Origin of the sequence: Providencia sp. 2023EL-00965 (assembly GCF_033550225.1) — a bacterium.
In the GTDB taxonomy this organism is placed as follows: Bacteria; Pseudomonadota; Gammaproteobacteria; order Enterobacterales; family Enterobacteriaceae; genus Providencia; species Providencia manganoxydans.
This window is the reverse complement of sequence record NZ_JAWUEH010000019.1, coordinates 22,612-43,619: the sequence shown is the minus strand read 5'-3', so window position 1 is coordinate 43,619 and position 21,008 is coordinate 22,612. Positions and strand designations below refer to the sequence as shown.

The window sequence follows — 21,008 nt, the reverse complement described above, 5'->3', positions numbered from 1 at the left end:
TTATTACACTTAAGATGATAAGCATCATCGATATTTTATCTCTATATATCGCGTGAGAGGTCTTACTGTTAAAAGTAATTTGTTAATTAAGTGGTAGAAATCCGATCAATGCCTGAATATTAGCTCAAGATGAATAAACACATGTTAATTTAGGTTTCATCAGCAAATAGCTTGTAACATTAATAACATATCCCTTCAGCAATCCCATGCCAATTCTCACTTTAATAGCAACCTAATACCTATAATGTTAATCAATATCATATTATTTCGTCCATTTTATTGAATATAATATCCCTATTAAAAATAAGTGTATTCAGTTTTTGTATCATCTATTTCGGTTTTATCGACCATCTAAACACAAAATTTAATTAGTAATAACAGTCGCCTGTACGGGGCATATTTTCAAAATACGCTAAATAATTCGAGGGACAGCTAGGTAATAAGTGGGTTTCATCACCCTACCTCAACATACAACGCACAACTTGCAGTATGACGAATATATTCCACTGAATTAATATGTGAGTGAACAAAATGCCTAATAAAGAGTTTTTCTATCAAGATCCGTATCCTTTAGCAGAGGATAATACTGAATATTATCAATTAACTAACAAGTATGTTTCTGTACAATCATTTGCTGGCAAGGATATATTAAAGATTGAACCAGAAGCATTAACCGTACTCGCAGCACAAGCTATCTATGATTCCCAATTTTTTTTAAGAACGGCCCATCAAAAACAAGTTGCCGCTATTTTGTCGGATCCAGAAGCCAGTGAAAACGATAAGTATGTCGCGTTACAACTACTGCGTAATGCAGAAATCTCTGCAAAAGGGATCTTACCCAATTGCCAAGATACTGGCACAACAACCATTGTAGCTAAAAAAGGCCAGCAAGTTTGGACTGGTTGTAACGACGCGGAGCAATTATCACGGGGTGTTTATCAAGTTTTCCAGCAAGAGAATCTACGCTTTTCACAAAATGCTGCGCTAGATATGTATACCGAGGTCAATACCGGCACTAATTTACCTGCTCAAATTGATATTTTTGCCACCGAAGGCGATGAATACCATTTTTTATTCGTCAATAAAGGCGCTGGCTCAGCCAATAAATCCGCTTTATTTCAAGAAACAAAAACAATCTTAGAGCCCAACAAACTCAAAGCATTTTTAATTGAAAAAATGAAGGCACTAGGTACAACAGCTTGCCCTCCCTATCATATCGCCTTTGTTATTGGTGGTACCTCAGCAGAAGCAACCTTAAAAGCGACAAAACTGGCGTCAACAAAATATTATGATAATTTACCGACATCAGGTAATGAACATGGTCAAGCTTTCCGCGATATTGAATTGGAAGAAACCTTATTAGAAGCGACTCGCCACTTCGGCTTTGGTGCTCAGTTTGGTGGGAAATATTTCGCACATGATGTTCGAGTTATCCGTTTGCCTCGTCATGGCGGCTCTTGTCCGATCGGATTAGCGATTTCCTGCTCTTCTGATCGCAATATCAAAGCGAAGATCAATAAACACGGAATATGGATTGAAAAAATGGAGCACAATCCTGCGCAATATATTCCAGAGTCATTACGCCATCACAATGAAGCTAAAGTGGTGCATATCGATTTAAACCAACCAATGAAAAATATTTTAGCTGAACTCAGTAAACATCCAGTTTCTACGCGGGTGTCACTCAGTGGGCCACTCATCATTGCGCGTGATATCGCCCATATGAAGCTCAAAGAACGCCTCGATAGTGGCGAAGAGCTACCACAATATTTTAAAGATCACATGGTTTACTATGCAGGACCAGCGAAAAAACCTGAAGATAAAGTTTCCGGATCTTTAGGTCCTACCACTGGAAATCGAATGGATCCTTATGTTGATCTCTTTCAATCCCATGGTGGTAGCATGCTGATGTTAGCAAAAGGAAATCGCACCCAAACTGTCACCGATGCGTGTAAAAAACATGGAGGTTTTTATTTAGGAAGTATTGGTGGTTCAGCAGCAATACTTGCGCAAGAGTACGTCAAAAGCTTAAGCTGCCTTGAATACCCAGAACTCGGCATGGAAGCTGTATGGAAAATGGAAGTTGAAGGACTGCCTGCCTTTATTTTAGTGGATGATAAAGGGAATAACTTCTTTGAGCAGGTTCAAGATCAAACCTGTAAACATTGTATTAAATAATAAAGCAGGTGGCAGTTAATCCTGCCACCTTTTTGTTAATGCGCAATAAAGCCATTCCCTGGCAAAACACTTCCACAAAAATTACTAATAATAATTTATTCGTACAATGGTCGAGGCATTAAAGCTCCCTGTTTTCACCGTACTGGATTTCTTAATCGATGCATTATACGTTCGCGTAACAGATGTGCTTCCCTTAGGTAAGGAACCAAAAAACTCGAAATAGTTAAACTTCACTGGATTGTTTTTATCATCTGCGATGGTCAAATTTGTTCCATTTCCTAGGTCAATCGCATAATCACCGTTAAGCTTATCGGTTGTTTCAAAATTAACATTCATCGAGAAATTATCTAAACAGCCTCTTTTTAACGCTTGAACTTGAAATTGCTTCGTAAACTCTTGGCCGCGATTCAATTCCGTGATCATCAGTTGGCCAAAATCAATTTGCTGAGATTCAGGGTAAACTTTAATATCTGCACCACATTTTAAAAATCGAATGCCTGTCAACCCTGAAATTGAATATCTTAGGTTTTTTGCACCTGGTGTCGTATTTATTCCACCACTACCATCAAATTGGAAAACGGTAAATTGATTATCACCATCGTAATGTCCTGATGGGGGGACAACCCCTGTAACTTTAATATACAGTGTGAAATTAACGACTACCGTAACATTTTGTTTTCCACTAATAGGTGGTGTCCCTAAACTGACTTTTTGTTTATCACGCTCCAGCTGCTGGCCTTGGTAATTAGCGCCTAGTAATAGGCCAGTCCCTAATTTCTGGGATGTTGGGTTGAAATACATATGAACGACGTCAACCATATTCCCAAGTACATTATCGCAAAATACTGTCACAGTCATAGGATCAGACTGCCATATAATGGTACCAGCAGGCGTATCTGCTGGAATAGCCAGTTGCCCAACAGGGACAGGGGGTTTAATAACCACACCGGTACCACTTTCCACGCAATCTAAAGCGAATACCCTTGTACTGAAAAACGTTAATAATAATAAAAGTAAGAAACTACTATATTTGATATTTCTGTGTATCATGCGTTATACACCTTAATTAAAGATAGGCAATACTCAACGTAATTTGTGTTTTAATATTCCCTACAGTTAAATCTTTTCGAGGAAGATAGCTTTCTAACATTGAATAAATTGTTATTTGCTGGTTATCGTCAAAATAAATAGGGTAATTACGATACTCTCCATTTGGCACCGTATTCCCATTTTTATCCATTAACCGAATACCGTAACCGTTTAAAAGGGTTTTACCGCCAAATAAATTACGGTCAGTGCTTTTTGTTGGCTCAGAAATAAACATGATCCGTACTACTGGCTCCTTGTCATTACGATTGAATGAAGGAAAAATACAATCATCAAATTTCAATTTAATTTCTTGTTTGGGGCTTCTGTCCCCTATTTCATTAAAAAAATTAAGAGAAATCGGTCCTAAATCAATATTCTGATCCAATGATGAAAAACTGATCTTACAAGGCAATGAAATAACTTGACCGGTAAAATTCAAATCACCTTTCATCATGCTACTATCTGCATAAATAGTGCTAGAAAATAGCATACAAATAAACAAGCCTATTGATGCGTAGCAATTTCTCATCGTCAATTCCTATTTACTATCTTTAGTTAATTGGCAAACGGAGGCAGCACACTGATAGGTAAGCATTTTCATTCCACCATAATCATCCATATAACCGCTGTATAACTGACTAAAAGGTGTGGCAGGAACCGTGACCGTTTCTTGTGACATCGGGGCAATCATTACACTTTCAAAACCCGGAAAATTATTCTTTGAGTCACTGCTTAAATACCCCAACGTGACATAATATTTTGTTGGATTAGCAATCACTAAATTGCGACCTGTGTGAGTGTATTTAAGTTCCTTAGCCCATACTTTATCGCTGTTGTTTTCAATTTGAGGTGGTCGATAAAACATTTTTAAACGACTCTGGATCGCGATTTGCACCACATTCTCTTTATCAGAAACAGGTGGAATTTCCCTCACATTTAAATAAAATAATGATTCCCTATCTTGAGGTAATTTATCTAATCCTTCAGTTTTAATAATTTTTATTTGATTTTTTGCATTTGGCTCAACTCGTTGCATTGGAGGAAGCACAGTAAAAGGCTCAGAAACCTTATTACCTTTTTCATCTTCCATCCATGATTGCGCCAAATAAGGCATCGTTTTGCTTTGATTATTAATAACCAAACTAACAGATTTATCCTGTCCCGGAAAAATAATCCTTGTACGGTCAATATTAATTGCCGCTGATGCTGTTTGCACACTCAGCAATATAAATGCAAAGCAAACAGAGGATCGATACATTTTATTCATAACGCTTTCCTTTAAAGGCAGGGAAGTAAAACTTTACTTTGTTGTTTCTCGGAAAAATTAGTGAAGTTCAAACGGCATTGCTCATTTCCACCAGCCCATTTAACAGAATATTCCTCATCTGGGTTAATACCTGTCAAATAAACAATGCCATTGTCAGCAATGATCCCCACTTCTCTACCGCTATTTATTTCCACCACACTGGTACCTAATGGTGGATATTTACCATTTTCTAAACGAACTACGGCTAAAATGCGTTTACCTTGGTTTGCGCGGATCATTTGATAACCAATCGCACCTTCGGTTAGGGTTTTACCAATAATATTGTCATTCACATCAACATCATCTGGTAGAGTGTTCATGTCGATATATACATCAGAGTTAGAAAAACTGTTTAAACTGGTTGCTACACCTACCCCAAAACGGTTAGTCACTGATAGGCCATTGTCAATTGAGATACCGGCGACATCACCGCTATCAATCATGATCCTAGGTTCATTTGCGGTTCCATTACGGTGCAAGGCAGCGCCATATTTTGTCGCAGTCATCGAACCATACCAACTTCCGCCTAACGCTCTGTAAGAATTAATGTTATCAGTACCATTGATGTTTAACACACCGTATGGTGATGAATATTGGTAGCTACCACTGAGATTTGGCTCCATACGACCTAACTCACGCTTATCTCCACCAACACGCAAACTCCAATAGTTGTTATTAAGGTTCTCACTATAATAGGCAACAGATTGGCCTAAGCTTTTACCACCATCTGCATATTGCATGTCATAGCTTACAGAACCACCACTCTCTAGAGGTATAGAGAATGATAAATAGGCTTGGTTATCATCCGTTTCCTGATATTTAATTTTATTCAGCGACAATGTAGCCGAAATATTTTTCAGTTTACCTAAACTGAAAATCTTGCTCAGACTCATGCCAAATGTTGTTGTCGACTCACTGTTCCAAAATTGATGATGAGAGGCATTGAAATACAAAGTCACATCAAGTGGGCTGATATATTGATTAAAAGATGCGGTATAAACGTTTTTATCGCGTCTAAAATCCAACACACCGTTAGCCGCATCAATATATTGCGGCATGGTTAAAAATTCTTTTTCCGAGAATTTATAGCCAGCAAAAGTAACTTGTGAATTGGTAGATTCAAAACGTTTAGAATAATTCAGTCGATAACTGTTTCCAGAATAGGTACCAAAATGATCAAGTCTTGCATTGGTTCGTGTAATATCAAACGAGATAGCACCGAATTGGTTCATATTTTGACCAATACCAATGTTCACAGCCTGATAGTTATTATTATCTATTGTCGCGATCAAACCGCCAAATATGGACGTATTACTCCATAGCCCATAGGACACTTCACCTGCAACAAATCGTGGTTCAACTCGCTGTGAACGCCCGAAAGGACTTGATTCACCAGCTGAAAACTTATATTGCAGCTGGCCTTGTCGAGTTAAAAATGGCAGTGAGGTCGCAGTCACCTGATAAGTTGTTTTTGAGCCATTTTCTTCTTCGATGGCAATATCCAACGTTCCCTGCACCGCTTCAGTAATGTCCTGAATATTAAACGGACCCGGTGCAACTCGTGTTTGCTTAATCACACGCCCATTCTGGGAAATAATGACGGTTGCATTGGTTTGTGCAATTCCTGTAATTTGAGGTGCATAACCACGCATAGAAGGGGGTAGCATTCGGCTATCACTAAAAAATGACGCCCCTACAAAACGGAAACTATCAAAAATATCCGTTTTCAAATAAGACTCACCTAATAATATTTTTGCACCTAATTCAGGAAACGCTCTAAATGCATACAGCTGAGTCCAGTCGAATCGCTGATTGCTTGTTCCTTGTGAACGATTATATTGATATTGATAATCAGCACGAAAGCGCCACGCACCTAAGTTAACCCCAGCGGTACCATTACTACTCGCACTAACCGTTTCGCTATTATTTTTCGGTGCAGAATAGTTAGCAAATAAATTATAATCAATAAATGCACCTGTTATACCATTTTCCCACTGGGATGGTGGCACCCAATAAGGATCATCATATTCGAGCCAAGCTTGAGGCACTGAAAATAAAATATTTTGGTTAGCTTTATCGAAACGATAGTGAATATCTGTTGATTTAGGTAGTTCAACACATTGACCATTTTTATTCTTTAATATTTCATTGCTAACTTTTTTTTTCAGTGCAAATAATTGCACCATTTCAGAGGTTATACAAAGTGCAGAAGTATCTTTATTAATTTCATTAAATTTAATTAAATATTGTCCAGAGAGCTTTCGGCCATTTAATGTAATATCCGTAAGATACTCACCTGCGGGTATAAAATCAGGGTTAGAAAACTGACTGAGATCAATATTATCTCTATCCTTTGCATCAATAATATTCATATTAAACTCTACAGCATTAGAAACACCGGATACAGACAGTGCCAGCAGAATAGAGAATAATACTTTATTCACTTTAAATTGAGGCGATAAAGACATGATGATCCCTGTCAAAATAGGTAAACCAATTAAAACAAAAGATGGAAAGTAACAGGCAATTCATTACCTGTTACTTAATATTTTCGGTATAGTTCAAGTATTATCTAGACGATAAACAGCTCTCAAACCTTGCAAATAACATGCATGATTTAAGTATTTTTACTGTATCAGTAATTAGATAATTTAAAATATAACGAATTAAATTACAGATAATTTAATGCATAAGTTGCTTGAGAGATAATGCTACCTGTTTCAACTTTACTACCGTTCGCTTCAACACGTGCACTGAAAGTCAACTTATTAGGACCCGCAACCATTGGTAATTCAACACTAGTATCACCAACTTTCATTACTGCACCATCAGCGTTAATCAAACGGACACCAACGCCTTTAGATGTACCTGTATTCGCTAATAGCTCAGTTTTTGTTGAATCAGGGGTACCAGAGAAAGTGACTTTAACTTTGCTAACAGCTGGGAATAGAACATTATCATCTGAATCTTTAACTTCGCCTAAGTCACAGTTTTCTAATGCAATTGTATATTGAACGCTTTGGCTATATTTATTGCCAGTTTCTAATACTTTGTTTGCAACTTGACCTAAATCGACGTTAACGGTGCCATCACCAGGCAAAGTACATGGTGCATTGATCACTTTACCTTTAAAGTTAATAACACCACTTCCTTGATCTACAGTTGCTGCATTTGCGATACCAGTTGCAAATGAAGCTGCAATGATTGTAGCTAATGCAATTTTAGATAATTTCATTTTATATTCCTATTTTAAGAAAGACGACTGACATACAAACTGCCTAACGATATAAAATCGTCAGGTAGAATTTAATTTTCATTAAGACTATTTATTAAAGATAATTTACAAACTATAAATAATGATTCACCATTCTATACTTCATAGTGTTAGATTTATTTTCGGCTGTTTTCTTTGATTCAGAATATTTTTCAATTAAAAAAATATCGTCATTAAAAAAACAAATCAAGTCTGTTTCAAGTGCTTTCGCTAAATTAAGAAGGTTACCTAAGGTAATATTACATTCCCCTCTTTCATAACGAGAAATTTGCTGCTGGCTTACACCAATAAGATCGGCAAGCTCAATACCAGAGAGACCTAGTTTCTTTCTTCTTCTGCGAATTTCTTTACCAACGATCTGGTTTACATTTTTCATTTGTTCAGACCCGAGCTCATATTAAGCGATCTATAGACGAAAATAAAAATCAGTAAGATTTAACTATAGTAAATTTAGTAAATTGTTATTTTAAATCTTCATAATTAAAAGAAACAGCCCAGATTATAAATATGGGATTTGACTTAATTATAGATTTCATTATTTGAAAGTAAAACTGTTTGTAACGATCGATACAATCAATCAAATTAGATAAAACCTATCAAATATATCCTTTGAGAAAATCTTAAATTTTAAAATAATTTAGTTAGTATTTTACTATGTTTGAACTTCTTGAAAAAAATAAATTTAAACACATAACTCAATGATAAATAAAGCTATTACATATTACACTTAAAAGTTGTATTTGTATAAAAAAATTCTCTAGTTACAATTTAATAATAAACTCCATGTACTATTATGAAATAATTTCATTTCATTATTGATATATATAGAGAAATTAAAATAATTTAAATTAAAATTTAATTTAAATCACTTATTTTAGATTATAATAATTTTACCATTCACAATGGTTTATTTATGTTATCCGATCCTTTCAATCTAAGAGTGCAGCAGCAAATCAATACACAATAAAGGAGTACGGAACATATTAAAAACTAAGATCGCCTCCTTTTAGATACATTTTATATACTTAATCAATGCTTAGCTGATTTTAACCTTATAACTCATAACAAATCAGACTTATTGGTTATATTTACTAGTATTTAGTTTATCTTTCAGAATAATAAATGATTATAATCAATCAGTTATATGGATAGGCGAATGTAACAAACCAATAAAAAGTGTTTCTATTTAATACACCAATTATGACAAAACAACATAAACCCCAAAAAAAATGTGATAATAACTCACGAAATTGATTAGAAAAAATACAACTATCAATATTAAATACCAGTTTGTACAAAAAATTAAAAATCAATCGATGAAATACCCCTCTTTTTGGCCAACGACTCAAGCGATAAGCATACAATATTCTATCCAGACCGCTCCATTCGATAACCAATAGTTATTGAATTAGAGAATATCTCATTATATTTAGGTTTCATTATATGGTGTCATCTACTTTTCATTAGAGAGGAGTTGATGCCATGACCAAACAAATACGAGTTGCAACCGTACAGTTTCAACATAAAGCTTCCGACAAAGATTATAACCTTCAGCAGATCCATCATTTTATCGATCAGGCTGCCTCACAAAATGTGCAAATTTTAGCTTTACCTGAAATGTGTATTACAGGTTATTGGCATGTCCCCAAATTGTCCGATGAAGATGTTTATCAACTCAGTGAAACCTTACATAATAGTCCATCACTCACTCCGATCCGGCAACGAGCACAAGAACTCAATATGATTATTGGTGTTGGGCTAATTGAAAGAGGTTTAGATGATAAGTGCTATAATACTTGGGTCGCCTGTATGCCTGATGGTAGCTATCACGCACATCGAAAACTGCATCCTTTTGAACATCAAACCATCCAACAAGGTGATAGCTACACGGTATTCGATACACCTTGGGGGGTAAAGGCGGGTATTTTGATCTGCTGGGATAACAACCTGATCGAGAACTCACGTATTACTGCATTAATGGGCGCTGATATTATTTTAGCGCCTCACCAAACAGGTGGAACAAATTCTCGTAGCCCTCACAGCATGAAACCAATCCCGATGGCATTATGGGAAAATAGACAACAAGCACCAGAAGCACTGCGTAACGCATTTCAAGGTGAACACGGTCGTGGTTGGCTAATGCGCTGGCTACCTGCTAGAGCTCATGATAATGGTGTTTTTTACGTTTTCAGTAATGGGGTCGGCCGAGATGAGGACGAGATACGCACGGGTAATGCCATGCTCATCGATCCATATGGCCGCATCATCAAAGAAAGTCATGCAATAGAAGATGACATCATTATTGCTGATCTCGATTTAGACCTGCTCCCGATGTCAACAGGCCGTCGTTGGCTTTCAGGGCGCCGCCCTGAGCTATATGGTGCGCTAACACAAACCATGGGTTATGAACGTGATACCCGAAGTGTACGCTTTGCTGATACTGCGGTGGCTATCTCAAAACCCTGTGTTAAGTCATAATAAGTCATATACTGATAAAACTAATTATGGTTTTGGCCCATTCAGATTATTAAAGAGGCATGATGGATAGTCGTTTATTACGTGCATTTGTCATTTTAGCTGAAACGGCTAACTATCATGCGGCCGCATCACTGTTGCATATCACCCAACCGGCGCTAACCAAACAAATCAAGCTACTTGAACAGCAGCTTTCAGTGGTTTTATTTGAACGTGGGCGCCATGGAGCACACCTGACAAACAGTGGTCGAACATTATTACCTTTAGCTCAACAAGTTCTATCAAGAACAGAAAAATTGCTACATAAAGCTATTGAGCTAAATACACAACTTCCAACGTCACTGAGCGTGGGCTTTGGCATTTCAGCTTTTCATGAAGCCTCTTTTTTTGTTGCCCACTTACGGGAACATTTACCTCAGACAACAATTTCGTTGGATGATATGCCATCAGAGACCATGATCCAAAAATTGGAAAACCGCCAGCTACAAATAGCCTTTCTACGTCGCCCTGACAAAAAACTTCCATCACAATTTTCAATCTACCCGCTAAAACAAGAAACCTTAGCTCTCGCTATTTCACATTCACAATGGGTGGATAAACCCATAGAACAGCTGTTAACAATCCATCCTTATTTGGCATTACGCAAAGCGCGAGGTGCGGGTTTGTCTCAGCAAATTAGCCAATTTTTAGAACATCAGCAGCTATCACTCAAACCAGCCCAAGAGTCTAGTGATATTCAAACCATTATTGCTTTAGTTGCTGCTGGAGCAGGGATCAGTTTATTACCGTATAGCGCTCGACATATTAGCCATCACGATATCCACTTTATTCCTCTTGAAGATAAACCATTTTCGACCTGGCCGATTGATGTAGCTTGGCTCTCATCACATTCAGCCCATTTGCAACATATAATAACAACTTTACTTGAAGAAACAGTCCATCACTTCAATCAAGGGTCCCCTGTTTAAATAGCAGCATTTATCCTATATGACAGGTAAAGGAACTCTGCTATTTATATACTCTAAATAATTCGCGACGCAGCTAGGCAACAACCCTGCATCTTGAAGTATGACGAATATAATGATTTATAAAGGTAAGTCTCACGATGCCTAATGGCCTAACTCCAATAAAAATTATTTCATCAGGCATTGCGCTTCCTGAAAATAAAATAGAATCATGGCAGTTGGATATTAAACTCAACAAACCAAAAGGTTATGTTGCTAAACGCTCCGGTATTGAACACCGCTTCCATGCGCAAGATAACGACTCCCAAGCTGAACTAGCCGCCAAGGCAATCCATCAGGCGCTAGAAACCCAACACATTGCGCCACACAGCATTGATATGCTGATTTCAGCATCAGCGATTTCCGTACAAGCACTGCCTTGCACCGCCGCGCATATTCTTGAGCAATCTTCGTTGAAACAAGGTATTGCTTGCTTTGATGTGAATGCCAGCTGTGTCAGCTTTATCACTGCACTGCAAGTTGCAGCAGGCTTTCTTGCCACTAGCCAATATCAACGCATTGCGATTGTTTCGGCAGATTTGGCCTCTCGCGGTATTGATTGGCAAGACCAAGAATCCTCATTAATTTTTGGTGATGGTGCCGCATGCGTGATTGTCGAAAAAGGGGATGGCACCAGCGGAATTATCACTTATCACCATGAAACACATACTAAAGGCATCGAGCTGTGCGAGATCCGCGCGGGGGGAACACGTAAAAACCCACGCGCAGGCATGACTGACGATGACTTTTTATTTCATATGCAAGGCAAAAAGCTATTTCGCATGGCATCTTCATTGGTAGAAGATTTTATGCAGCAGGTATTAACTGACTCAAAGTTACAGCTTAATCAGATTGGTACCGTCGTTCCCCACCAAGCGAGCCACTTATCCCTTGAACATATGCGGCAACGCTTAGGAGTTAAATCAGAACAATTAATTGATATTTATCGTTTTCGCGGCAATCAAGTCGCGGCATCGATCCCTTCGGCACTCCATGAAGCAATCATCAGTGGGCGTTTTTATGGACAACCTAATGTCATGCTGATTGGCACCGCTGCTGGGTTAGCTTTTTGCTCTATGGTGCTGATCCCATGAAAATTTTAGTGACTGGCGCAACCAGCGGCCTTGGTCGTAATGCTGTTGATGGCCTCCTTCAACAGGGACACCAAGTGGTGGCTTGTGGGAGAAATCAAGAAATCGGTACTTTGCTTACCCAACAAGGCGCACAATTTTACCCTTGTGATCTTGCTAATTTATCGAGTAAAGATGCCAAAACCATGATGCACGATTGTGATGCTGTTTGGCATTGTGCTGCGCTATCATCCCCTTGGGGGAAATATGATGATTTCGCTCGCATCAATTATTATGCAACACAAGTGTTAGCCGATACCGCAGGTGAACAGCAGATTTCGCGATTTATTCATATCTCAACCCCCGCGATTTATTTTAATTTCACACATCAGCAAAATATTCCTGAATCACAAGCCAATTTCCGTTTCGCCAATCACTACGCAAGAACCAAATATTTAGCGGAAACCGTTATTGCTCGTAGTGTTGCTTACTATCCGCAAACCCGTTATACCATTCTTCGGCCTAGAGGGTTGTTTGGTCCTTATGATCGCGTGCTGTTGCCACGTTTATTGGCGCAAATAAAATCCAGAAATGGAAAACTCATTCTACCTGATGGTGGAAAAAACGCCTTTGATTTAACCTACGTTGGCAATGTTGTGCACAGCATGATGTTAGCCACTACTCAAAACAAACTCATAAGTGGTTCTTCCTATAATATAACGAACCAGCAACCTCAACCACTCAGGCAAACCTTAGAGCAATTATTTAATGAGTTACAATTAGATTGTCAGATAAGCGCTGCACCCTATCCCGTGTTATTCACACTAGCGACATTGCTGGAGGGGTTTTCTCATCTCACCAAAAAAGAGCCATTGCTCACTCGCTATAGTTTAGGTGCGGCGTATTTCACCATGACACTTGATAACCGTAAAGCACAGCAAGAGTTAGGCTATACCCCTATTATTGATATGGAAGAAGGGATCCATTTAACTGCACAATGGCTCCGTCAGCAGGAGAAATGATGTTAACTATCCAGCAATTCGAAGTCGGATACTGCACTCACCCCGGTTGCGTAGCGCTCAAAGGAGCCAGTTTTAAGGCATGTAAATTTCCTGCTAGGGCATGGCTCATACATAATGAAAAGCAGCGTTGGCTATTTGATACGGGTTATGCAAACCACTTTTATGAAAGTACCCGTAATGGCATCATGCGTTTATACCGTACTGTCACACCTGTCTATTTTGACCCTAAAGATGCACTCATTAACCAACTTGCTCATGAAGGGATCACCCCTAGCGATCTCAATGGCATTATTTTGTCACATTTTCATGGTGATCATATTGCAGGTCTCCGTGATTTCCCCGATGTGCCGCTTCTCTGTTCAGGCGATGGCTGGCAAAAAACACGCGGACTAACTGGCTTTGCAGCGCTTAAAGGGGCTTTTGTTCGCGGTTTGATCCCAGAGGACTTTGAACAACGCGCACAGTTTTATGAAGGTTTTGAAGCCGTTGATCTGCCCGCTGAATTACAAATCTTAGGTCAAGGCTTCGCTGTCAACTCACAAAAAACATTATTGATTGTTCCACTACCGGGACATGCCCCAGGGCATATCGGCCTATGCGTCCTCACTGAGCATGGCTGGGTATTGCTGGCAGGGGATGCCGCTTGGTCCCCAACCAATTACCGTGAATTACGTGGCCCAATGGCGATTGCACATATCATCATGGATAATAAACAAGCTTATTATCAAACTCTGAATAAATTACATGAACTTGATAAGCAAAATATTGCCATTCAGCTGTGTCACGAAGGGGAGTTAATTTGATACTCGCAATGCTATGGCATTATTGGCGTACTCGCCATCGCCATTTTAAAAGTAGAGCTGAACTAGAAGCTTATCAGCAAAAACAGCTTACGGCTTTCAAACATAAGGTATTGCGTAAAAGCCCCTATTTTAGAGCCTTTATTGAGAGCCCTCTTGAACAATTTCCCATTATGAATAAACAAATCATGATGGATCACTTCGATCAAATGAATACCGCAGGTTTATCTAGCCAAGTACTATTCCATTGTGCTCAGCAAAGCGAACAATCACGTGATTTTGCCCCCAAAGTTGGCAAGTACAGTGTTGGGCTGTCCTCTGGAACCTCTGGGCGTCGTGGGTTGTTTGTCGTCAGCCCTCAAGAGCAGCATATCTGGTCAGGTAGCATGTTAGCCAAAATGTTGCCAAATGGCTTATTCAAGGGTGAGCGCGTGGCCTTGTTTTTACGTGCTAATAATAACCTATATGAGAGTGTGAATAACCGTTGGATCTCACTGCGTTTCTACGATCTCTATGCAGATTTTTGCCAACAACTACAGGCATTGGAACGTTATCAGCCATCCATCATTGTCGCCCCAGCTCAAGTATTATGTGCAATTGCTCAAGCGGTAGAAGAGCAGCGTATACAGCTTAATGTCAATCAAGTCATTTCCGTTGCCGAGGTTTTACAACCCCATGATAAGCAACGGTTGCAACAATGCTTTCCCCATGTCGCTGAAGTGTATCAAGCGACAGAAGGTTTTTTAGGCTGCACATGTCCGCATGGGACGATGCATCTCAATGAGGCTTTTTTGCATATTGAACCACATTGGTTAGATGAACGGCGTTTTTCACCAATCATTACCGATTTTACTCGTAAAACACAGCCAATCGTTCGTTATCAACTCGATGATATTTTAGTCGTACGAGATACACCTTGTCCTTGCGGTGATCCTCAATTAGCTATTGAGCAAATAGAAGGTCGTTGTGACGATCAACTTTTATTACCTGATCATGATGGTAATTTAATCACCCTGTTTGCCGATCCCGTTGCGCGTATTATCGTGAATCAATTACCCATCACGGCTGATTTTAGGCTACTCCAAAAAGGTAACCACCTGACATTACAGAGTGAATGCTCTGCGCATCAATTAACCCAGTGCCAGCGCCATCTAGTAGCTTATTTTGCAAAACAGCATATTGATACCGATAAGCTTTCTTGGACTCTCACCGCTGACCCCGTATTACCGTCTTTTGCCGTAAAGCGCAGAAGGATCACGCGTGAAGGTGCTGAATGAATTTTAATCATATTCTCTTACGCTTGCTTTCTTGCCTGATTGGCTGGGGAACTGTCGGCATTGTGTATAACTTCACCGGCAAAATCAGTGATCATGCGACATTATTGTCCCCAAGTTGGGTTGATAATGCTGTCGCATACAGCCCCAATGCAATATGGGTTTATCTGTCTTTTTTCCTATTTATCCCTCTCGGTTACTTATTTAGCGCCTACCATCGTATACGCTCTTTAATGTTAGCCATGATAGTCTGTGCTTTAGTTTCGGGGGCTGTTTATCTGATTTATCCAACCACCATGCATTATCCATTTATTGAATGTATTTCACTGTCTGAACGAGCATTGTGTGATTTGATAAGTGTCGATAGTCCACAAAACTTATTACCTTCTCTACATGTCTCATTGACTCTTGTCGTGCTCAATGCATTATGGTCAAAACATCACAAATTTCGTACGACTCTTTATTTATTATGGGCCGCTGCTATCTGTTTTTCTGTTTTAGTATTGAAGCGTCATCTATTTATTGATGTAGTCACAGGGGCTATCACAGCAATCGCGGCACTGTATATTGCCCGCTGGATACAAAACCGTTTGCCCCATGGAGAAAGCGCTAGTGAATGAATTAACTTTTCCTATTATCTTCATGTTGCTGGTTGTGACTCTTGAGGGAGTCATTATTGTGAAAACTCAGAAAGGCTCGATTAGCTGGCAAGAATGGGTATTTAACCTCAATTCAGGCCATATCATGTTGTGGCTATTTCGTGGCTTAGAACTATTTTGCTACGGTTTTGTGGTTAGTCACTTTTCATTGGGTGTCGTGGATCATTGGCCTATCGCCTTAGTTTGGATTTTTACCTTATTTGCTTGGGATTTTGGCTTCTATTGGTTACACCGTTTACACCATAAATTCCGTTTATTGTGGGCTGTCCATGTGGTGCATCATCAAGGTGAACACTTTAACCTCTCACTGGGTGTGCGCAATTCATGGTATTCGTCATTAACCTCAATTCCCTTTTTTATGGTGTTAGCGCTACTTGGGGTGCCGCTAGATATTTTTATCACTATTTCGATCCTGCACTATAGCATCCAGTTTTTTAACCATAGTGCTTTGATACCACATCTCGGTTGGTGGGAAAAAATCATGGTTACTCCACTTCACCATCGCGTTCACCATGTAAAAGAAGGCCATTATTCAAATCGTAATTTTGGCGGTAGTTTTATTTTTTGGGATAAATGGTTCGGCACATTTTCTGCCCTTCCTGATACCGAGTACCACTATGGCATCAAAGGTGAACCTGCGACTGAAAATCCGTTTATTGATAATAACCGTCCATTTTGGCGCATATTCAAGGGCAAACCACTGTCGATTAAGCAAAAGGTTTCACAGTATCAAATCAATCAATGGCAGCTTGTATTGGGGACACTGTTACTTTTCACATTAGTCATTGGCTATGTGTATTTATATGGCTATGGCTACCAAGGAACCACGCTCCAGCAAGTCATTCTATTTGTGCTACTTGCCTCCGGTACTTTAGCTTTATCGGGGCTTTCTGACGGCAGTACAACCGGCCTATGGAGCTGGTTCACCATTGCTTCTATATTATTTGTTTGCGTGTTATTTATTTGGCAATGGCTTAGCCCATTTTGGCTAATCTTTACTGCGGCTCTTTGGCTGCATAGTCTACTATTACTGTTTGGCATAGGCCGACAGCCTAAGCAGGTTAAGCATGCGTCCTGAACCACTTAGGCCGCTTGGCTATCAACAACGCCTTGATCAAGCGTTTCGCCAAGCATTGATGAAGGCAGCGAACCACTATTTGCAACAGCGTGGCGATCACCGTTTTGCTGACAGCCAATTTTACCTAAAAAGTATCTTGCTGATGAGTTGTTGCTTGGGGTGTTATGCTGCTGCATTGTGGTTAAATAGTACGTGGGCTTTTTTTGTATTTTATCCGCTATTTATCTGCTTTGCCTTACTACTTGCAATCAATCTTGTTCATGATGCCTCTCACAATGCGATTTTCAAACAGGCGAAAGCTAATCGCTGGCTTAATTTTTGGGTCACCATCCCTCTAGGCCTCGATCCTGAATGTTGGCGAGTACGACATATTATTTTCCATCATGCTCACACCAATATTCGCCATTATGATCTGGATATTGAAGAAAACTTTGTATTGCGACAAACACCTCACCAACGTTGGTACCCTTTTATGAGGGCGCAACATCTTTATTGGCCACTTGTTGCAGCATTAACCTTCCCAGCGCTGATTTGGTTATTTGATTGGTTAGACCGATTCCACTTTACACGAGTCGCTCCACATATGCGTCATCAAGGGCAACGCGGCATCATGGCATTTTTATTGGCCAAACTGCTGCATATTGTCGTGGCGATTGTTATTCCATTTTACGCCCTTGCCGATAAACACATTGACCTAGGAACCCTATTACTGATCTATTTATTGAGCCAAATGTTGGCTTCTTTGGTGTTTGTCGTCTTGATATTGGGAACTCACTGGGCAAAAGCCACCTTCTATACACCACCAGAACAAGGCAATATGCCACATGGGTTTTACCATCATACTTTTTCAACCACTTACGATTGGCATACCAAACCCCGCTGGTTAACTTATTGGTTAGGTGGTTTGAACTTACATTTAACCCATCATTTATTTCCAAATTGGAATCATCGCCATTATCCAGCTTTAGCATTAATCATTGAAGATACCGCCAAACAATTCTCAATGGATTATCATTGCATTTCTTCTAAAGAATTATTTAGTTACCAGCAGCGATTCTTAAAAGAAATGGGGCAAGGTAAAAAATAAATCACAAAGACTTAATCCTTGTGATTTATTGTCTGAATATGATATTTAAACGTATCAACTAAATCTTACTATCTATCTACCACAATGTTTTGATTGATAATTTCATCACCACTATTACCAACCATTTGGGCAAATTTCTCAATGGGATCTGTTTTCAGTGCATAAAGTCTTTTTAGCGCAAATGGATTATCACCTAAATGAACCTTACCTTGGATTGTTGTCACAGCGAGGCCTAGCCCCGCTTGTTTTGCCGCTATCATGGCCGTTTGATTAAAACCACCAAATGGGTAAGCTAAATAACGTTGGTTTGGCTCAAACTTCTGTAATATCCGCATAGAACGTTGGAAATCGAGAAAAATAGTATGTTCCTTGCGGCTAAATAGAATTGGGCTATTGCGGTAATCTAGCTTATGTAAAAAATGCGTATGCGACTGAATATGAAAGACATCTTGGCTCGATTTAATTTCTTGCTTACTCATAAATTGCAACCCATCTGGGCTCCATTTTTGAGGAATTGTTTTGACTCGTGATGAAATCACAAATAAGGTCGCCTGCTGCTGATTATTTTTTAAAATCGGATACGCATAGCGATAAACTGACTTTAAGCCATCATCAAAAGTAAGCACGACCGATTTGGCGGGTAAATTCACAGACTTATTGAGATAACCTTCAATATCTTCCAAAGCTAATGTCTGGTAACCCGCTTGCTTCAAATAATTCATTTGCGTTTGAAATGCTTCAACTGAAGTCGTCGTCGAAGTATGCTGAAATTTTTTATTTTCGCTGTTTCTTAATAGATGGTGATAGGTCAAAATTGGGATCCCTTTATCCATCTCAACATCCGCTAATTTGATATAGCCTAAGCGATCTCCTAAACGAATAATCAGCCATGCTATCTTCTGCCCCCCTTTTTCCGTTTTGATCATACGATCTAACACTGGGTAGCGCAGATTACTGAACAACATCGCGATTGGCTGGTTGCTTTCTTTAGCGGAACGGTAAACCGGGGTATTTTGCGTTGTCAGTAAATAATCATAGATTGGATTATTTAAATCATTCAGCCGGTCATCTACAGGGGCTAAGCGTGGTTTTTGAGTCGATATTGCGTCGACATTCACGTAAGCATAATCATTACCGAATTGCATCGGTCGGTAATCACCTGCGGGACTATACAAATAAAAGCCATGTTCTGCATAAAGCTCCGCTACTGCCTTCATTTCACCCGCAATCGGAGCAAAAATAGCCTCATCTTGTTTGACTTGCATAAGTGTTGGAGGGATGTCTGCAAGTTGCCAATCCTTGGTACTGTGTGGCAATACCTGTGCATACGATTTCGGTATCAATAAAAAAATAAAAGCAACGACCAACATCCACAACTGATTGCGCATATCCTACCTATTATGACTATTCAAACACAGTTTATACTCTCAATCATACGAGGAGTAGCTAAGCAATCAGCAAACAAGCCACTAGCGCTGGCAAACTATATGTTCAATAGCGAACACGATAATTCAACAAGTTGTGCTACAACCTCGAAATAAGACAAATAGATTTTAAACCGACTCTTTGATTCCCCCTATACCCCGAAGAAAAAATAATCGGATATGGCCTCTCTATTTCCGTCAAATTGGTATCACAACTGATATGTTTTCCATCATGGCCAGACAAAACAACTCAACCTAACTCAAATTTATAAACCTCATTCTTAAACACCTCATATACAGAAAATGAAATTATCGTTAAACGATAATTTTTTTCTTTACTACGATAATTTTTTATTATAATTTGATAATTAATGTACTAACGCAAGGTCTATGTGGATAAACAGAAATGAGCAAAAGTAAGAAAAAATTATTTTTTTATTCTAAATCAGTCGCTTTTATAATTTGGATAATGGCAATCGCAGATCTAATTTGTGATTACTATTTTTGGGCAACTCAAAAAGAACAAATGTTGTACGGGATAATCGAAAACATTGATCCGACTTTGTTAGACAAGAGTATCGAACTAAGTTCCATAAGTGTGATATTACTAATGCTACTAACACATATTCCTGTTTTAATTTCTTCTATAAGCCTATTTTTTGTTGGTTATTTCTTTTTTGAAGCATCAAAAGGCGAAATTTGGACACAACGAAATATCAAAACACTCTTTATTGGTGGAATATTGGCAGTCATAACACCTATCGTGAATGGTATGTTAGGCTCATTAACAAGTTTAGCATTATCAATAAGTTTACCGCCTGGTGAACGCATTTTTGTCTTTTATTTAGGGTTTTCTTTAAATGCAATGCGTGAGATAATTTACGGCATTATGATCCTCTCTCTCGCACTAATAATGAAAGAAGCAAAAAAAATTAGTGATGAAAATCAACAGTATATATAACTATGCCTATAATAATAACTCTAGATGTTTTAATGGTTGAGAAAAAAATAAAATCAAAGGATTTAGCTTTAGAGCTAGGGATCACCGAGGCAAACTTATCCTTGCTCAAAAATGGGAAAATAAAAGGAATTAAATTTTCCACACTAGAAAAACTATGCGAAATTTTAGATTGTCAGCCTGGAGATATTATTAAATATACTTAAACCTATATTAAGGTTATTGATAAAAATTACTTACAAAAAATGATGATGCAATAAGAAATTACCATATATCAAATAGTTAAACCAAACAACTCGTTTATAAAAAT

General features: G+C 38.8%; 19 protein-coding genes. 12 read left to right on the top strand and 7 right to left on the bottom strand.

The genetic code is table 11. From position 1 onward, the window contains the following. The first annotated feature begins 531 nt into the window (after positions 1–531). Positions 532–2,178: a fumarate hydratase gene (locus tag SC428_RS19495; protein WP_070925372.1), complete on the top strand. Its 1,647-nt coding sequence runs from the start codon at positions 532–534 to the stop codon at positions 2,176–2,178. Positions 2,179–2,262: 84 nt separating this feature from the next. On the opposite strand, the gene SC428_RS19490 is transcribed toward SC428_RS19495, so the two are convergent. The 6 genes from SC428_RS19490 to SC428_RS19465 form a co-directional block, all read right to left on the bottom strand. Further along, positions 2,263–3,228 carry a fimbrial protein gene (locus SC428_RS19490; RefSeq protein WP_140186408.1) on the bottom strand — a complete coding sequence of 322 codons (966 nt, stop codon included), beginning with the start codon at positions 3,226–3,228 and terminating at the stop codon, positions 2,263–2,265. 16 nt (positions 3,229–3,244) lie between these two features. Continuing rightward, complete coding sequence (locus SC428_RS19485) at positions 3,245–3,721, bottom strand: fimbrial protein (protein ID WP_318709778.1); 477 nt, start codon at positions 3,719–3,721, stop codon at positions 3,245–3,247. Positions 3,722–3,805: 84 nt separating this feature from the next. Then, positions 3,806–4,534: a molecular chaperone gene (locus SC428_RS19480; RefSeq protein WP_140182753.1), complete on the bottom strand. Its 729-nt coding sequence runs from the start codon at positions 4,532–4,534 to the stop codon at positions 3,806–3,808. Positions 4,535–4,545: 11 nt separating this feature from the next. Further along, on the bottom strand, positions 4,546–7,041 hold the full coding sequence (locus SC428_RS19475) for a fimbria/pilus outer membrane usher protein (RefSeq protein WP_318709775.1): 2,496 nt from the start codon (positions 7,039–7,041) through the stop codon (positions 4,546–4,548). 203 nt (positions 7,042–7,244) lie between these two features. Continuing rightward, the gene (locus tag SC428_RS19470; RefSeq protein ID WP_070925369.1) at positions 7,245–7,808 is read right to left on the bottom strand and encodes a fimbrial protein; all 564 of its coding nucleotides are present in this window, start codon (positions 7,806–7,808) and stop codon (positions 7,245–7,247) included. A gap of 112 nt (positions 7,809–7,920) precedes the next feature. After that, entirely contained in the window at positions 7,921–8,223 is a 303-nt protein-coding gene (locus tag SC428_RS19465; RefSeq protein ID WP_070925368.1) for a helix-turn-helix domain-containing protein, read from the bottom strand. Positions 8,224–9,329: 1,106 nt separating this feature from the next. On the opposite strand from SC428_RS19465, the gene SC428_RS19460 reads away from it, so the two are divergent. The 9 genes from SC428_RS19460 (at position 9,330) to SC428_RS19420 (ending at position 18,316) form a co-directional block, all read left to right on the top strand. Further along, the gene (locus SC428_RS19460; protein WP_070925367.1) at positions 9,330–10,325 is read left to right on the top strand and encodes a nitrilase family protein; all 996 of its coding nucleotides are present in this window, start codon (positions 9,330–9,332) and stop codon (positions 10,323–10,325) included. A gap of 62 nt (positions 10,326–10,387) precedes the next feature. Further along, positions 10,388–11,290, top strand: a complete 903-nt coding sequence (locus tag SC428_RS19455) for a LysR family transcriptional regulator (RefSeq protein WP_140182755.1) — start codon at positions 10,388–10,390, stop codon at positions 11,288–11,290. Positions 11,291–11,427: 137 nt separating this feature from the next. After that, a complete protein-coding gene (locus SC428_RS19450; protein ID WP_140182756.1) occupies positions 11,428–12,420 on the top strand; it encodes a 3-oxoacyl-[acyl-carrier-protein] synthase III C-terminal domain-containing protein in 993 nt (330 codons plus the stop codon). Continuing rightward, on the top strand, positions 12,417–13,418 hold the full coding sequence (locus tag SC428_RS19445) for an NAD-dependent epimerase/dehydratase family protein (protein ID WP_318709771.1): 1,002 nt from the start codon (positions 12,417–12,419) through the stop codon (positions 13,416–13,418). Before SC428_RS19450 ends, SC428_RS19445 begins: the two co-directional genes overlap by 4 nt. Next, positions 13,418–14,221: an MBL fold metallo-hydrolase gene (locus SC428_RS19440; RefSeq protein WP_070925365.1), complete on the top strand. Its 804-nt coding sequence runs from the start codon at positions 13,418–13,420 to the stop codon at positions 14,219–14,221. Before SC428_RS19445 ends, SC428_RS19440 begins: the two co-directional genes overlap by 1 nt. A gap of 8 nt (positions 14,222–14,229) precedes the next feature. Beyond that, positions 14,230–15,495: a F390 synthetase-related protein gene (locus SC428_RS19435; protein ID WP_318709841.1), complete on the top strand. Its 1,266-nt coding sequence runs from the start codon at positions 14,230–14,232 to the stop codon at positions 15,493–15,495. Then, positions 15,492–16,112, top strand: a complete 621-nt coding sequence (locus SC428_RS19430) for a phosphatase PAP2 family protein (protein WP_070925363.1) — start codon at positions 15,492–15,494, stop codon at positions 16,110–16,112. The genes SC428_RS19435 and SC428_RS19430 overlap by 4 nt, the downstream gene beginning before the upstream one ends. Next, positions 16,105–17,229 carry a sterol desaturase family protein gene (locus SC428_RS19425; RefSeq protein WP_140182759.1) on the top strand — a complete coding sequence of 375 codons (1,125 nt, stop codon included), beginning with the start codon at positions 16,105–16,107 and terminating at the stop codon, positions 17,227–17,229. Before SC428_RS19430 ends, SC428_RS19425 begins: the two co-directional genes overlap by 8 nt. After that, the gene (locus SC428_RS19420; RefSeq protein WP_140182760.1) at positions 17,219–18,316 is read left to right on the top strand and encodes a fatty acid desaturase family protein; all 1,098 of its coding nucleotides are present in this window, start codon (positions 17,219–17,221) and stop codon (positions 18,314–18,316) included. Before SC428_RS19425 ends, SC428_RS19420 begins: the two co-directional genes overlap by 11 nt. A gap of 68 nt (positions 18,317–18,384) precedes the next feature. Here SC428_RS19420 and SC428_RS19415 read toward each other — a convergent pair whose 3' ends face one another. Next, entirely contained in the window at positions 18,385–19,704 is a 1,320-nt protein-coding gene (locus SC428_RS19415; protein WP_318709766.1) for a polysaccharide deacetylase family protein, read from the bottom strand. A 442-nt stretch (positions 19,705–20,146) separates the two neighbouring features. On the opposite strand from SC428_RS19415, the gene SC428_RS19410 reads away from it, so the two are divergent. Then, positions 20,147–20,701, top strand: a complete 555-nt coding sequence (locus SC428_RS19410; RefSeq protein ID WP_140182762.1) for a hypothetical protein — start codon at positions 20,147–20,149, stop codon at positions 20,699–20,701. A 2-nt stretch (positions 20,702–20,703) separates the two neighbouring features. Continuing rightward, complete coding sequence (locus SC428_RS19405) at positions 20,704–20,904, top strand: helix-turn-helix domain-containing protein (protein ID WP_070925360.1); 201 nt, start codon at positions 20,704–20,706, stop codon at positions 20,902–20,904. Positions 20,905–21,008: the final 104 nt, after the last annotated feature.